The organism is Chromobacterium sp. HL1 (genome assembly GCF_057418835.1).
Map to the genome: position 1 here is coordinate 3,130,707 of NZ_CP162399.1, position 14,797 is coordinate 3,145,503.

14 protein-coding genes are annotated in these 14,797 nt (G+C 63.4%); 12 read left to right on the top strand and 2 right to left on the bottom strand.

Translation table 11 applies throughout. The annotated features are described in order from the left end of the window. Positions 1-73: 73 nt before the first annotated feature. From tssE to AB1Z25_RS14135, 12 genes are all read left to right on the top strand, one after another. The gene (tssE, locus tag AB1Z25_RS14080; protein WP_107801837.1) at positions 74-541 is read left to right on the top strand and encodes a type VI secretion system baseplate subunit TssE; all 468 of its coding nucleotides are present in this window, start codon (positions 74-76) and stop codon (positions 539-541) included. Continuing rightward, the gene (gene tssF, locus AB1Z25_RS14085) at positions 541-2,340 is read left to right on the top strand and encodes a type VI secretion system baseplate subunit TssF (protein WP_486635502.1); all 1,800 of its coding nucleotides are present in this window, start codon (positions 541-543) and stop codon (positions 2,338-2,340) included. The genes tssE and tssF overlap by 1 nt, the downstream gene beginning before the upstream one ends. Beyond that, positions 2,304-3,353, top strand: a complete 1,050-nt coding sequence (tssG, locus tag AB1Z25_RS14090; RefSeq protein WP_486635503.1) for a type VI secretion system baseplate subunit TssG — start codon at positions 2,304-2,306, stop codon at positions 3,351-3,353. The genes tssF and tssG overlap by 37 nt, the downstream gene beginning before the upstream one ends. After that, entirely contained in the window at positions 3,350-5,932 is a 2,583-nt protein-coding gene (tssH, locus tag AB1Z25_RS14095; RefSeq protein WP_486635504.1) for a type VI secretion system ATPase TssH, read from the top strand. Before tssG ends, tssH begins: the two co-directional genes overlap by 4 nt. An 11-nt stretch (positions 5,933-5,943) precedes the next feature. After that, the gene (locus AB1Z25_RS14100) at positions 5,944-6,387 is read left to right on the top strand and encodes a hypothetical protein (RefSeq protein WP_486635505.1); all 444 of its coding nucleotides are present in this window, start codon (positions 5,944-5,946) and stop codon (positions 6,385-6,387) included. 218 nt (positions 6,388-6,605) lie between these two features. Next, complete coding sequence (locus AB1Z25_RS14105) at positions 6,606-7,058, top strand: hypothetical protein (RefSeq protein ID WP_486635506.1); 453 nt, start codon at positions 6,606-6,608, stop codon at positions 7,056-7,058. 258 nt (positions 7,059-7,316) lie between these two features. Next, complete coding sequence (locus tag AB1Z25_RS14110) at positions 7,317-7,487, top strand: hypothetical protein (RefSeq protein ID WP_486635507.1); 171 nt, start codon at positions 7,317-7,319, stop codon at positions 7,485-7,487. 96 nt (positions 7,488-7,583) lie between these two features. Then, complete coding sequence (locus AB1Z25_RS14115; protein WP_486635508.1) at positions 7,584-8,540, top strand: hypothetical protein; 957 nt, start codon at positions 7,584-7,586, stop codon at positions 8,538-8,540. A gap of 410 nt (positions 8,541-8,950) precedes the next feature. Beyond that, positions 8,951-9,619: an endonuclease/exonuclease/phosphatase family protein gene (locus tag AB1Z25_RS14120; RefSeq protein WP_486635509.1), complete on the top strand. Its 669-nt coding sequence runs from the start codon at positions 8,951-8,953 to the stop codon at positions 9,617-9,619. Between the two features lie 115 nt (positions 9,620-9,734). Continuing rightward, a complete protein-coding gene (locus AB1Z25_RS14125; protein ID WP_227104100.1) occupies positions 9,735-10,292 on the top strand; it encodes a hypothetical protein in 558 nt (185 codons plus the stop codon). Between the two features lie 221 nt (positions 10,293-10,513). Then, on the top strand, positions 10,514-12,520 hold the full coding sequence (locus AB1Z25_RS14130) for a type VI secretion system Vgr family protein (protein WP_486635510.1): 2,007 nt from the start codon (positions 10,514-10,516) through the stop codon (positions 12,518-12,520). 4 nt (positions 12,521-12,524) lie between these two features. Then, positions 12,525-13,052, top strand: a complete 528-nt coding sequence (locus tag AB1Z25_RS14135) for a toxin-antitoxin system YwqK family antitoxin (protein ID WP_107799796.1) — start codon at positions 12,525-12,527, stop codon at positions 13,050-13,052. A gap of 215 nt (positions 13,053-13,267) precedes the next feature. Here the strand turns inward: AB1Z25_RS14135 and AB1Z25_RS14140 are convergent, their stop codons facing one another. Continuing rightward, positions 13,268-13,621: a VOC family protein gene (locus AB1Z25_RS14140; protein WP_107799797.1), complete on the bottom strand. Its 354-nt coding sequence runs from the start codon at positions 13,619-13,621 to the stop codon at positions 13,268-13,270. A gap of 276 nt (positions 13,622-13,897) precedes the next feature. Next, positions 13,898-14,539, bottom strand: a complete 642-nt coding sequence (locus AB1Z25_RS14145) for a S24 family peptidase (RefSeq protein ID WP_486635511.1) — start codon at positions 14,537-14,539, stop codon at positions 13,898-13,900. Positions 14,540-14,797: the final 258 nt, after the last annotated feature.

A 14,797-nucleotide genomic window follows, 5' to 3' on the forward strand; every position in this document is an offset into this window, starting at 1 on the left:
TTTCTTTCCTGTCTTTACGTGGGTTTCGGGGCCAAGCGTTTTTCCATGGCCCATGCACTTTTAGGATACCGCGATGCGCCAAGCCGCCCAGTTTCGCCCGGGTCTGTTCGAACTGCTGGCCGACGCCGAACCGCGGCAGCGGCTGGAAGCCGAGCCGCTGCTGCGGGTGGACCGCCGCCGGCTGCAAGAATCGGTGCGGGCGGAACTGGCGCGGCTGCTGTCCAGCCGCCGCGCGGCACAGCCCTACCTGGCCGAACTCAGCGTCATCGACTACGGCGTGGCGGACTGGAGCGCGCTGCACCCGGAGCGCGCCGAAGACCGCCAGCGTCTGGCGCGCGAGATCCGCCAGGCGATACGCAGCTTCGAACCCCGGCTGGCCGCGCCGCGCGTCAGCGTGGACACCGTGCCGGGCCGCGGCCTGCTCCTCAGCGTGCGCATAGACGGCGAACTCCAGGCCGAGGGCAGCCGCTGGCCGGCCGCCTTCGTCGCCGAGCTGGACCCGTCCGGCGCGCGGCTGACCGCCTGCGAGGACGCCGGCTGATGGAATCGCTGGACCCGCGCCTGCTGGACTACTACCAACGCGAACTCGCCTACCTGCGCCACGCCGGCGGCGAATTCGCCCAACGCTACCCCAAGGTGGCCCACCGCCTGCAACTGAGCGACGGCGAATGCCCGGACCCGCAAGTGGAACGGCTGCTGGAAGGCTTCGCCCTGCTGTGCGCTCGCCTGCAACGCCGGCTGGACGACGACTACTCCGAACTCACCGACGCGCTGCTGGAGCAGCTCTACCCGCACGCGCTGCGGCCCATGCCCTCCTGCGCCATCGCCCGCTTCGAGCCGGACCCGGACAAGGGCAAGCTGGACGCCGGCTACCGCATCGAACGCGGCACCCCGCTGTTCGTGGCCACCACCGCCGGCGACAGCCTGCGTTTCCGCACCAGCGCCGCCGTCACCCTGTGGCCGCTGCGGCTCGCCGCCGCCAGCCTGCTGACCGAGGACGAAGCCCAGGCCGCCAGCGGCCTGGCCCAGGCGCGCGCCGCCCTGGTGCTGCGGCTGGAAAAACTGGGGCCGGAGCCGCTGGGCGCGCTGCCGCTGAACAGCCTGCGCATCCACCTGGCCGGCTCCCCACTCAACGCCGCCGCGCTCTACGACCTGCTGTCCGCCCACAGCCTGCAAATCAGCTGCCGGCTGCCGGAGCGGCCCGGCCTGGCACCCTCCATCCGCCCCGGCGCGCTGCCGCGCGCCTGCGGCTTTAGCGCCGACGAAGCGCTGCTGCCGGCCGAGGACGGCGTGCACCCGGCGCACGCGCTGCTGGCGGAATACTTCGCCTGCCCGGAAAAATTCGCCTTCTTCGACCTGCCGCTCAGCCTGCCGCGCCAGGCGGAGCGGCAGCTGGAAATCGTCATCGCCTTCGAACGCGCGCCAGTTGGCCGCCTGGGCATCCAGCACGGCGACATCGCGCTGGGCTGCGCGCCGGTGATCAATCTGTTTCCGCACACCTCGGAGCCGCTGCGCCCGGACGGCAGCCGCAGCGAATACCTGCTGGTGGCCGACGCCCACCGCGACCACAGCGTGGAAATCCACTCCATCCGCCAGCTGCGCGCCGCCGGCCCGGACGGCGCGCGCCGCATCGCCCCCTACTTCGCCTGCAGCCACGGCGAGGGCGGCGACGGCCGCTACTGGCACGCGCGCCGCGTGCGCGGCCTCAACCGGCTGCGCCCCGGCAGCGACATGCTGCTCACCCTGGTGGACGCCGATTTCGACCCGCTGGCCGCCAGCGAACTCAGCCTCACCGCCGAGCTGCTGTGCACCAACCGCCACCTGGCCGAGCAACTGCCGGCCGGCGCGCCGCTGATGTTCGAACTGCCCGGCCCGGTGGGCCAGGCGCGGCTGCTGCGCCCGCCGCGGCCGCAAACCGAAGCCGCGCTGGACGGCGCCTCGCGCTGGAAACTGGTGTCCCAGCTCAGCCTCAACCACCTGTCGCTGAGCGAAGGCCCGCAAGCGCTGGCCGCGCTGCGCGAAATGCTGGCGCTGCACAATCTGGGCGAACAGCCGGCCGCGCGCCGCCAGATCGAAGGCATAACCGCGCTCGGCAGCGAACGCATCGTCGATCACGTCGGCGCCGACGCCTGGCGCGGCTGGCGCAACGGCCTGCTGCTGACGCTGGAGCTGGACCCGGCCTGCTTCGCCGGCGGCAGCCGCGTGCTGTTCGCCGCCGTGCTCGCCCACTTCTTCGCCCTCTACGCCCACGCCAACCGCTTCGTGCGCACCCGACTCGTCCACCAGCAACAGGAGATCCAGACATGGCAGCCGCCGCCCGGCCCCAGCCTGGTTCTGTAGCCGAGCGGCTGCTGACGCGGCCGCAGGGCTTCGAATTCGCCCAGGCGGTGATGCTGCTGGAACGGCTGACGCCGCAAGCCGCGCCGCTGGGCCAGGGCGCGGACCCGGCGCGCGAGGCGCTGCGGCTGCGCGGCCCGCTGCTGCCCGCCTTCGCCGCCAGCGAACTGAGCGCGCTGGAACCGGGCGCGCTGGGCGGCGACGCGCGGGACGGCCAGCCGGCGCTCGATGTCGAATCCTTCGGCCTGGGCGGCCCGGACGGCCCGCTGCCCTACGCCTACCAGGAATGGCTGCAACAACGCCGCCAGGACAAAGACCACGCGCCGGCGGAATTCCTGCAACTATTCCAGCACCGGCTGCTGGCCCTGCTCTACCGCGCCCAGCGCAAATACCGGCTGGCGCCCAGCTTCGCCGCGCCGCGGCTCAGCCCGGCGCGGCCGCTGCTGCTCAGCCTGTGCGGCCTGCTGCCCGCCGGCCTGCAACAACGCCAGGCGGTGCCGGACGCCGCGCTGCTGGCCCGCGCCGCCCTGCTGGCGGACCGCCGCCGCTCGCTGGCCGGCTTCGCCGCCTTGGCCAGCCGCCACCTGGCAGCGCCGGTGCAAGCCAGCCCCTACGCCGGCGGCTGGCGCGAGATCCCGCCGGCCAGCCGCACCAGCATCGGCCCCAAGGGCCGCAACGCCGCGCTGGGCCAGGGCGCGCTGGCCGGCCGCCGCGCCTGGGACGAACACGCCGGCATCCGCCTGACCGTGGGCCCGCTGGACCCGGCCGGCTACCGCGCCTTCCTGCCCGGCGGCGAACGCCACCGCGCGCTGGCCGCGCTGGCGGCGTTCTACTTTGGCCCGGACCTGGACATCCAGCTCAGCCTGCTGTGGCAGGCGCCGGCCGCCGCGCTCAAGCTGCAAGCCCGCGCCGCGCCGCGGCTGAGCTGGGACAGCTGGCTGGGCGGCCCCGGCGGAGCGCGGCGGTTGGACACCCGGCTGCAACGGCCGCCCCCGGCCGGCGAGGAGCCGGCATGAGCGCCGAACTGTCCGAACTGGTGGCCCGCCTCAACCCCAGCTGCCGCAAAGCGCTGGAGCTGGCCGCCCAGCGCTGCCTGCAACAAAGCCACTACTACGTGGAAATCGAACACGTGCTGCTGGAGCTGCTGGAGCTGCCCAACGGCGACCTGCCGCTGCTGCTGCCCAAGCTGGGCCTGAGCCCGGACCAACTGAGCGCGGAGCTGCGCCGCAGCCTGGACCAGTTCAAGCGCGGCGAAACCCGCGCCCCGGCCTTCTCCAGCCACACCGTGGCCTGGCTCAAGGAAGCGCTGCTGCTGGCCACGCTGCGCCAGCAGGCCAGCATCCGCTCCGGCCTGCTGCTGCTCACCCTGCTGGAGCGCGACGAGCTGCGCAATCTGCTGCTGATCGGCGCGCCCTGCCTGCTGCGCGCGCCGCGCCAGCCGCTGAGCGAACAACTGGACGCCTGGGCCGCCGCCTCGCGCGAAGCCCCGTCCGCCGCCGCGGCGGAACCGGCCGGCGCGCTGGCGCGCTTCACCCACGACCTGGTGGCCGACGCCCGCGCCGGCCGCATCGACCCCATCGTCGGCCGCGACGGCGAAATCCGCCAATGCCTGGACATCCTGCTGCGCCGCCGCCAGAACAACCCCATCCTGGTGGGCGCGCCCGGCGTGGGCAAAACCGCGGTGGCGGAAGGCCTGGCGCTGCGCATCGCCCACGAGGAAGTGCCGCCGGCGCTGGCCGGAGTCGGCCTGCTGGCGCTGGACCTGGGCCTGCTGCAAGCCGGCGCCGGGCTTAAGGGCGAATTCGAACAAAGGCTGCAAAGCGTGATGGACGACATCCGCGCCGCCGCCCGGCCCATCATCCTGTTCATCGACGAAGCCCACACCCTGGTGGGCGCCGGCGCGGCCGAGGGCCACAGCGACGCCGCCAACCTGCTCAAGCCGGCGCTGGCGCGCGGCGAACTGCGCACCGTGGCCGCCACCACCTGGCAGGAATACAAGAAATACTTCGAACGCGACCCGGCGCTGGCGCGGCGCTTCCAGCCGGTGCAAGTGGAAGAACCGGACGAAGACCGCGCCGTGGCCATGCTGCGCGGCGTCGCCGCCCGGCTGGAACAGCACCACGGCGTGCGCATCCTGGACGCCGCCATCCACGACGCGGTCAAGCTGTCCCACCGCTACATCTCCGGCCGTCAGCTGCCGGACAAGGCCATCAGCGTACTGGACACCGCCTGCGCCCGCGTGGCGCTGGCCCAGCACGACCAGCCGCCGCAGCTGGAAAACCTGCGCCACCGCCAGACCATGTTGGACGAGGAACTGGAGCGGCTGCTGAACGAACAGGCCACCGGCCTGGACCACGCCGCCCGCATCGCCGCGCTGCGCCAAGACAGCGCGCGCCAGCTGCAAGCGATGCGCGAACTGACCGTGCGCTGGCAGGACGAATTGCGCGCGGTGCGCGAAATCCTGCGCACCCGCCAGCAACTGCTGGACTTCCTGGCCAGCGAGCCCGAGCTGCCCGCCGGCGAACCGCCGCTGCTGCTGGAAGAAGCCGAAGACGGAACCGCGACCGCCGACGAGGACGAAGCCGCGGACCCGGCGCTGCGGCTGGCGGAACAACTGGCGCGGCTGGAAGCCGGCCTGGACGCGCTGCGCCAGGACGACCCGCTGGTGCCGGAACACGTGGACTCCAAGGCGGTGGCCGCCGTCATCGCCGGCTGGACCGGCATCCCGGTGGGCAAGATGCTGGCCGACGAAGCCTACGCCATCCGCACCCTGGCCCAGCGCATGGGCCAGCGCGTGATCGGCCAGCCGGCCGCGCTGGGCAAGATCGCCCAACGCATCCAGGCCTACCGCGCCGGCCTGACCGACCCCGGCAAACCGGTGGGCGTGTTCCTGCTGCTCGGCCCCACCGGCGTGGGCAAGACCGAAACCGCCTACGCGCTGGCCGACGCGCTCTACGGCGGCGAACGCAATCTGATCGTGGTCAACCTGGCGGAATACCAGGAAGCCCACAGCGTCAGCCAGCTCAAGGGCGCGCCGCCCGGCTACGTCGGCTACGGGCAGGGCGGCGTGCTGACCGAAGCGGTACGGCGCAAGCCCTACAGCGTGGTGCTGCTGGACGAAATCGAAAAAGCCCACCCGGACGTGCTGGAAGCCTTCTACAACGTGTTCGACAAAGGCCAGATGGAAGACGGCACCGGCCTGACGGTGGACTTCAACAACACCATCATCCTGGCCACCAGCAATGTGGGGGCGGAGCTATTGCAAACCACGCCAGGCGAACAACTCGCCACCCAGCAGTTCGACGAACGCCTGCGCAAAACGCTGTTACAAGCCTTCCGCCCCGCCTTCCTCGCCCGCATGACCGTGGTGCCCTATCCGCCATTGGCGGAACGCACATTGGAAAACATCGTGATCAATAAGCTGGAAAAACTGCAAGCCCGCTATAAGGCGGCGACAGGGAAACAATTCGACTTCGACCCGGCCATTGTGAAAGCGGTTTTGGCTAAATGCAGCTCTGCCGGCGCGCGGGATATCGAGAACGTGTTGATGGCGCAGGTGACGGGGAAGTTGGCGGAGTGGGTGTTGGAACCCTAGGAGATATGCACATGAACTTACTCAGAGGACTGAATAGTTACGCTGAAGCTGTGGCAATACTGACCTACAAAACTGCTGGCGGGTTCGCCCCCATACCCAATGAAGTTCCAGCCAAGCCGCCTAAGGACGCCTGTGATGTACAAAAAGGAACCGATGGCGAAACCCGTTACTCCCAAGACTCCGCCTGGATCTACTTTATGCAGAAGAATCACACAGGAGACAACGCGATAGTTGAATACACCACGAACCCAAACATGGCGAATCAGTTTAGTCGTCCGCTTACGATTGGCATCGAGATAGCAGATGCATGGTGCTATTCATGCGAAAAAGACTCATTTGAAAGTGGAGTAATGATTTTTCGAAGAGCCCCATTTATAAAAATACACGGCCTCATGATCAGCAAGCCCCAAATGCATGCTAGTCGTTCGGAAAAAGACACAATTTTCTTTACGTAGCTAGTGCAGTTGGCCTCGATGGCACAGATAGATATTTCTCACTTATGAGACAAACCAATGCCTCACCCTATCGACACTAAAGCTACCCTACCCGCCCCTTTGACTATCAAGAACAGGCTATTTAGATAGAAACAGCAAGGGCAATGAAGGCTTTTTATTTATCCACGAACACTGACCAGTGAAATACAATTCACCAACATTTTTCTAGAAAGAATAACATGGATGATGACTTCTTTTTTTCAGGCATAGGTAGTACGCGCGAAAAAAATTCTACACTTCTTAAGGCTAAGCAGTCACGCTACCATGCAATAAAAGAAGTGCCCATAAACAAAATACAACTACGAGGAGACTCCTACACAACCGGCGTTCATCATGAGCTAATGATTTTTCTAGAAAATTCAATAAATATAAGGGTATCAAGAACAAATGGGGAGGACACCCTTCAATTAGATGCTATAGATACAGGGAAATATGCAAAAAATGTACTACATGAAAAGAAAATAACCGACAAAAAAATAAACACAAAAACCGTTTTTATTGCATTTTCAGAAACAAAAAATGCTAGACCATACTACGACCAAGCAGATTGCCAAACCTTTGCGGCAGAAGTCTACAAAAAAATAACCGGAGAATCGCTCAACTCGAATTTAGGTGACGATGACTTCATTTAAGACGAGCCAACTATGCCAACTCAAATTAAGATAGAACACAAAAGAAGCTCCTGTGCTAGAGGCGGACATATACTCACCACCAAGAACCTGAAATACGCTCCACTCAATTTATTTATTTTTATAGCCTACGGAAATACTAAGGGCCGTAGGTTGGGCTAAATGCAATGAAGCCCAACGTTTACCATTCACCATCCAAAAGCGACATAACCTTGGGCTTTCCTACTCACGCATAAAATAAACGCAATCCACTAAACCACCATGCTCCGCCCCTCCGACAAAACCACCCCGCTCTCGCTCAGCGCCTCCGTGCTGAAAGAGCTCTACCCGGACAGCCTGTCCGGCGACGAGGCGCTGAACGCACTGGGTAGTTTCACCTTGGCCGGCTTCAGTGACAGCATGCTGACGCTAAACAAAGCTCTTCCACCCTAGTTAGCAAGATGGCAGAACAAATTTAGAACCGATGTGATGATTTAAGCAGCACCCGGCAGAGCATCAACTCATTGGAAGCAAAAACAGGGAGGCCGCATGATTACCGTAATGACCCTCAGTGGTGGCTCGGGCACCATGTTTTGCAGTTGCAAGAATGGGGACTGCCAAGACCACAGCCTCATTTCCATTACCACTCAAAACCATGAGGTCTATCAGTTTCAATACTCCGCCGGCCATCAAACAATGTATCTCAGAACCGCCAAGGATAAGATCACCCAGTTTTGGACCAACACCAAAGCCGCTCACATCCGGGTCCGGCATGTGATTTACATCCCCAGCAAGAATGAAGTGGCGCACATTCTAAGAAGCACGCCGCCGGAAATCGGCATCCCGCCAACCAGCGCCATCGGCAAGCCGCCGCCAACCCATCAGAGCATGGGTTCGGTAGTGGAGATGAAGCCGCCCACCATGACCATGCGCCGCGGCGATGATGTCTTAATTGACATTGGCGGCAGCCATGGCGATGAAAAGGCCTTCTCGCATAAGCCGCTATTAAAAAAAACGCCGACGGCGCTGGGCTTGGATCAAGACAGAATGATCCAATTCATGAAAGAAAATAATGGAAAAAACCTGGGCAACTGCGCGGAGGTGGTGGCGGCGGTGCTTGAGGCCGGCATCACCGACGCGCGGGATAGGCCGCTGACCACCGGCTGCACGCTGCCCTTATGCGCTTGCATCTGCTGCTGCCATTCGCCTACCTCGGTGAGCAAACTGGCCTTTAACATTCAGAAAAACACCCTGGCGCAACTCAGCGAACAAGGCCTGCTGAGCACGGACTTGCTGGGCTACGCCCCCAATAAAATCTCCCAAGCCGGGAAAAGTCAACGTGACGAATTCGACTTATTCGATATCGACTTTGACTCGCTGTCTTACTACCAGAAAGATGACAATTGCTGTACCTCCCTGATTAAAATCATCTGGGACACTTTATCCATGTGCGCCTTCAGCACCTACTCCAGAGCGCATGGCGGGGGCCAAGACAAGCAGCACTAACACCGCAGCATTAATTTGGAAGCTGTTTACCATCTGCTACGCGGTCAAGATCAAAGCGACTTGGCTTGCCAGCCGCACTGGAAACCGCGTATTCGATGCTCCCCAGGTCCCTTCAAGCCTGCCGTCGGGTGGCAGGCCCGAGGTCTTAAGCGGCTGCTTGTTCGAGCACCGCGACGTTAGCGCGGGGCGAGTTCAGCCGCGCCTCGGGCCTGACGGGGCCCGACGGGAAGCCGTAGGCCAGGCTTGCAGGGCGGCCTTTGGGGTGAAGGGGAATTTGGCCGAGCAAATTCCCCTTCCTGCCCGCCGGGCAGCCCCGGCAATGCAAACCATCATCCGCATAGCGGATTCAATGTATTGGGCAATACCTGAAAAGATCGTGAACAGACGTTTAGAGCCGTCAAGGAGCAACGATGCGCGTAGCCAGCTTCAATCTGGAAAAAAACGGCGAATCCTCGCCGCTGGATAAAAAGGCGCAGGTCGAGACCTTCATCCACCAATGCTGCTCCAACGACAGCTGGGACGTTGACGTGGTGTTTCTGTGCGAAGTGCACTCCGCCAGGCTGGACGACTATTACGATTATTTACGCGGCGTGTATCAAAACTATGATGTCCACGCCTTTGCCGGCGGCCACTCCAACGGCTACATCGTGATAACCAGAAAAGGGCTACATCTCGAAGTTGTCAGCCAGGGACACTTGAAAGGCCTGAACCGGGACTTGATCGCGGTCGTGGCCCAAGGCGTCAACGGCTACACCGGCCTCTTGTTTCTGGCTCACTTCAAATCCGGCCAGGGCGGGCTGACCAAGAGCCAGTTGCGGGACTGCACCAGCCTGGACGGACACTGGGTGGCCACCGGCGATCTGAATCTGGACTACACCCGTGTAGAGGAACTGGACACCCCCGGCGTGGCCCATGAATGCTGGCAAGGACAGGCCACCCACGCCAAAGGCGGCATCCTGGATTGGGTGCTGGCCTCGGTCGACGTCAAAGTCGCGCCTTTCGACATCAGCGGCTGGGCGGACGCGTTCGACATGAGCGGCCCGGACCATCGCCCCATCGTCTTCGACGTCCTCAGCTGAGCGCCGCTGCCGCGAGACGCCCATGCCCCGCCATCGGCCTGACTGATTATTCGACAAAGCAATACTAAGCCCACCTTTGAGGAGCATAGCGATGAGTCTAAGGTTGAGATTTGAATTGCTGAAGAGCCTGGTGAATGTCACATCGATAGAAGGCGACGGCAAGTTTCCCGGCAATGCCAACAGCAGCTGCACCGGTCAGGTGCTGACCTGGTTTCGCGCCTTGAGCGGCAACTTGAAAAGCGGCACCGGCCTTAGCGAATCGCTATTAAGCCCTCAGCAACAGGCCACCCAATTGCATTTTGAACAGCTGAATAACGGCAACACCAGAATACTGGCGTCGATAGCGGAGAAAACCGTCAATATGCGCGGGCAAAACTCCGCGGAAAACATCAAAGACAAAACCCCATGGTCAGGCAAATACAAGCTCTACATCATCGCCAGTTCCAAAGGCAGCGGCCATGCGTTGGGCGTCTACTTTCCCTGGACGGGCAGAGTCCAGTTTTACGATCCCAACCTGCTAGTGTGCGAAATGAAGAAAGACGACGACATTTACCCTTTATTATCGCAATGGGTCAGGATGTACGACGGGCTGGACGCGCCGGACTCGATATGGGGGCACGAAGACCTGTACGTCATTCCCGAATCCAAATTAAAAACCGCCTATATCGTATGACGCGGCAATCGCAGGCATCGATGCGCGCCAGCCCCCGAGCCGAGGGCAGAGGGCAGAGGGAAAGTGCACATGAAATACCGCGCCCCATTCACCGCCTCAAGCCGGCCTGGCCAGCGGCAAGCCGCCCTATTGGCCGTCTTGCCGCCGGAGACGCCCAGGCAGGAGAAGAGTCAATCCCGCCGCGCCGCTCATGCTCTATTTCCCAATATTTGAGAACCGTCATGCCCCGCCCATCCGATAAAACCACCCCGCTCTCGCTCAGCGCCCCCGCGCTGAAAGAGTTGTACCCGGACAGCCTGTCCGGCGACGAGGCGCTGAACGCGCTGGGCAGCTTCACCCTGGCCGGCTTCAGCGACAGCGCGCTGACGCTGGACAAGGCGGTGGCCTCCCACCTGACGCTGAGCCTGCGCCGCGACGACAAGACCCGGCCGCTAGACGGCCTGTGCGCGGCGATACGCCAATTGCCGGGCGACGCCACCGCGGACCGCTACAGCGTGACGCTGCGGCCCTGGCTGTGGTGGCTGAGCCTGGCCGGCAACAACCGCATCTTCCAGAACCAGAGCGTGCCGGACATCGTAAAAGCGGTATTCGCCGGCCACGGCTTCAGCGACTACCAGCTGAAGCTGGATGCGACTTATCCCAAGCGCGAATACTGCGTGCAGTTTGGCGAAAGCGATCTCAATTTTGTGATGCGGCTGCTGGAAGACGCCGGCATCTTCTGGTTCTTCACCCACGCCGACGGCAAGCACACCCTGGTGCTGGCGGACGGCAACAGCCATTTCCCGGACTGCCCCAATAACGCCAAAATTCCCTATCTGGGCCAGGACCTGGGCGGGCGCGAGCTGGAAGGCGTGCGCAGCGCCGGCATCAGCCGCCAGGCGGTGGCCGGCGGCTACCGCGCCGGCGATTACGAATTCACCACCGCCAGCGCCTCGCTGTACGCGCAGGCGCTGGCCAAATCCGATCTGCCCAATCTCTACCAATACCCGGGCGGCTACGCCAAGAAGGCGGACGGCGACGCGCTGGCCAAGCAGCGCAGCGACGGCCTGCGCGCCGAGGAAGTGGAGCTGGTGGGCGACAGCGACTGCCGCTGGCTGATTCCCGGCCACTGCTTCACCCTGAGCGGCCACCCGGACCCGGCCTGCAATATCGCCTGGGTAATCACCCGCGTCAGCCACGAAGCCGGCCAGCAGCACTACCGCAACCGCTTCGCCGCCATCCCCAAGGCCACCCCCTACCGCCCGCCGCGGCTCAGCCCCAAGCCGGTGATGCACCCGCAGGTGGCCAAGGTGGTGGGCAAGGCCGGCGAGGAGATCTGGACCGATAAATACGGCCGCGTCAAAGTGCAATTCCCCTGGGACCGCGACGGCAAGGACGACGAATCCAGCTCCTGCTGGCTGCGGGTGATGCAGCCGTGGAGCGGCAAGGGCTTTGGCATGCAGTTCATCCCGCGCATCGGCCAGGAAGTGATTGTCAGCTTCATCGACGGCGACCCGGACAAGCCGCTGGTCAGCGGCTGCGTCTACAACGGCGACAACGCGCTGCCCTACGAACTGCCGGCCAAGCAGGCCCAATCCGGCCTCAAGACCAACTCGACAAAAGGCGGCGGCGGTTTCAACGAATTACGCTTCGACGACAGCAAGGACAAGGAAGAAGTGTTCTTCCAGGCGCAGAAGGACTACACGGTGAAAGTGCTCAACGACGCGGCCGCCGACGTGGGCCACGACGAAACCCTGGTGGTGAAGAACGAGCGCAAGCGCAGCGTCACCGAGGGCAACGACAGCCTCAGCGTGGACAAGGGCAACCGCACCGTGGAAGTGAAAACCGGCAATGAAACCCTCAACGTCAAGGGCAAGCGCACGGTCAAGGTGGAGGGCGACCAGAGCCACAGCACCGGCGGCAATCACGAACACAAGGTCAGCGGCAACTACACGCTGACCGTGGACGGCAACCTCACCATCAAGGTCAGCGGCACCCTCACCCTGCAAAGCGGCGGCGCCTTCAGCGCCAAGAGCGACGCCGCCTACACCGCCCAGGCCGGCACCAGCCTGACCAACAAGGCCGGCACCGGGCTCACCAACCAGGCGGGCACCGAACTGACCAATAAAGCCGGCACCACCCTGACCAACGACGCCGGGGTGTCGCTGACCAACAAGGCCAGCGCCAGCCAGACCGTGGACGGCGGCGGCATGCTCACCCTCAAGGGCGGGCTGATCCAGCAGAACTGACGCGATGGCGGAACCGATAGACCTCCAGCAAGACCAGCAGCGCTTCGTCGGCCAGCTGGCCGACGGCAAGCTGCAAGGCCCGGCGCGCATCGACCAGGCCGGCGCGCCGCTGGCGCGCTTCCACTACCAGGACGGCCAGCTGCACGGCCCGGCCACCCTGCTGCACCCCGGCGGCCAGCCCTCGGCCCAGCTGCATTACCAGCGCGGCCAGCTGCACGGCGCCGCGCAGTACTGGTCGCCGGAGGGCGCGCTGCAACGCCAGGCCCATTACCGCCACGGCCTGCCGCACGGCGAAACCCGCACCCTGTTTCCCAACGGCCAGGCGGCGGAGCTGGCGGTCTACCGCAACGGCCTCAAGCACGGCCTGCAACAGCGCTACCACCCCAACGGCGCGCTGGCGGAACGGCAGCATTTTGTCGAGGGCAAGCCGCTGGGGCCGCCGGAACGCTTCGCCGACGACGGCCGGCCGCTGAACGCAGACGGCAAGCCGATGGCGCGCTGGCGCTGGTGGTGGAGAAAGATGATGGGATGAGCGCGGGGCCTAAGAACCTGTTTACGATCTGCTGCGCGTCGGCGGGATGGATAGAAATGGGCGTTGAAACCAAGCTCAAAATGCTCATGTACCACGTGTACATTCCGCTTTTTCGCTCGTTTTCGCCTTGTCTCGCTCTTGCTCGCAAGATCGTAAACACGTTCTAAGAGCGGCTAATATTGTCAGTTTCACGTCTTTCGACAATCAGGACGGCTCTACATTTCTTGAACGAACATCACCGTGTTTCCGGCTGGATCGCTGACTTGCGCAAGCTTTATGAATCCTAGGTCCTGTGTTTCGCTAGCGGTAACACCAGCATCTTGGCAAACTGCCCTCTGTGTTTCGATATCGTGGACACCGCATACCACAGATGATTTACCCGCAAGGCTAGGGTCAGGAGCCAGCGAAACTTGAATCCAAGCATTTTCCGCCAGCTGCCATTCGGCGACGCCCTCATAAGGTGTGATATCTGGCTTGCGCCCAAGCCATTTGGCGTACCATTCAACGGCTCCGTCGAAATCATTCACGTGAAGAACGGAGACTACACTCGTAAAATTGTTATTCGACATTTCCTTATTCTCCTTATCAAATTAAAACATCCGTTTTTGAACTGGCAGGCTCATATTACGAATTGCAGTGCGTGAAGTGCTGCGTAGATACACAGGAAAACGCGCTCCGGGCCCCTTCAAGCCTGCCGACGGGTGACAGGCTCGAGGTGTTAGCGAGGCGGAAACTTCGCTACGCTCGGTCTTGGGCAGCCCCGGCAATCAAGACCGTCATCCGCGCAGCGGATTCAAGGCTTTGAACAAGACTTCCCGTCAGCAAAGACCATGAACAGGCGAGCGCTACACCTGCCGCCCCAGCCACACCACCCGTCCCAACACCGAGAAATCCGCCGGCGGCGCGGCCAGGTCCACCTCGAACGGCGGATAAGCCTCATTGGCGCTGGACAGCCCCAGCTTGCCGCCCGGCAGCCGCTGCGCCCGGCGCACCACCACCTCGCCGTTCAGCTCCAGCGCGTACAAGCCGCTGCCCGGCTGCGTCTCCGCCCGGTTGACCAGGGCCAGATCGCCGTCGTTCAACACCCCGGCCATCGCGTCGCCGGCCACCGCCACCACCGCCAACTGCTCGGCCGGCAGCTTGAGCCGGGACGCCAGCCAGCCCTGCGCCAGCGGCAAGGCCGCGCCGGCGCCGTAACACGGCACCTCCACATGCGCGCCCTGCGGCGCATAGCGCTCCGCCGTCTCGCCGGTCCGCGGACCGGCCTTGCCCGGCAAGGCCTCGCCCTCGCCGAACAACAGCCAATCCGCCCGCACGCCGGTCAAACGCGAAAACTTGGCCACCAGCACGGCGGACGGCTGGCGCGCGCCGCCTTCGTAGTTTTGCAGCGACACCAGCGAGATGCCCAGTTTCTGCGCGGTGACGTCGCGCGCTTCTTTCAGCACCGTATCGCGGATAAACCTCAGTCGTTTGCCAAGAGATTCCACTGCCCACCCCCTCAGATTCAACAACGGACCCAGCTGATAGACGGAAAAACAACATTCGCGGTCCATGCAATGCATTGACTTTATTGAATATCTTTATTTTCCCGCATGACGGACCACGCTCGCATTTGCAATAAACCTCAATCGTGGTCATATGTTTCCATGCCGATGACAAGAAGCGGCCGACGCCGTCAAGGCTGAGCCGGCCCAGGCCCGGCGGCCATCCGCCAGGCCCCGCTTGCGTCAAGGCCAAACCAGGCG

Excerpts from the sequence above, each read along its gene's own strand:
- tssE (WP_107801837.1), top strand. The coding sequence starts at position 74 with ATGCGCCAAGCCGCCCAGTTTCGCCCGGGTCTGTTCGAACTGCTGGCC.
- tssF (WP_486635502.1), top strand. The coding sequence starts at position 541 with ATGGAATCGCTGGACCCGCGCCTGCTGGACTACTACCAACGCGAACTC.
- AB1Z25_RS14100 (WP_486635505.1), top strand. The coding sequence starts at position 5,944 with ATGAACTTACTCAGAGGACTGAATAGTTACGCTGAAGCTGTGGCAATA.
- AB1Z25_RS14120 (WP_486635509.1), top strand. The coding sequence starts at position 8,951 with ATGCGCGTAGCCAGCTTCAATCTGGAAAAAAACGGCGAATCCTCGCCG.
- tssH (WP_486635504.1), top strand. The coding sequence starts at position 3,350 with ATGAGCGCCGAACTGTCCGAACTGGTGGCCCGCCTCAACCCCAGCTGC.
- tssG (WP_486635503.1), top strand. The coding sequence starts at position 2,304 with ATGGCAGCCGCCGCCCGGCCCCAGCCTGGTTCTGTAGCCGAGCGGCTG.
- AB1Z25_RS14110 (WP_486635507.1), top strand. The coding sequence starts at position 7,317 with ATGCTCCGCCCCTCCGACAAAACCACCCCGCTCTCGCTCAGCGCCTCC.
- AB1Z25_RS14140 (WP_107799797.1), bottom strand. The coding sequence starts at position 13,621 with ATGTCGAATAACAATTTTACGAGTGTAGTCTCCGTTCTTCACGTGAAT.
- AB1Z25_RS14130 (WP_486635510.1), top strand. The coding sequence starts at position 10,514 with ATGCCCCGCCCATCCGATAAAACCACCCCGCTCTCGCTCAGCGCCCCC.
- AB1Z25_RS14135 (WP_107799796.1), top strand. The coding sequence starts at position 12,525 with ATGGCGGAACCGATAGACCTCCAGCAAGACCAGCAGCGCTTCGTCGGC.
- AB1Z25_RS14115 (WP_486635508.1), top strand. The coding sequence starts at position 7,584 with ATGATTACCGTAATGACCCTCAGTGGTGGCTCGGGCACCATGTTTTGC.
- AB1Z25_RS14105 (WP_486635506.1), top strand. The coding sequence starts at position 6,606 with ATGGATGATGACTTCTTTTTTTCAGGCATAGGTAGTACGCGCGAAAAA.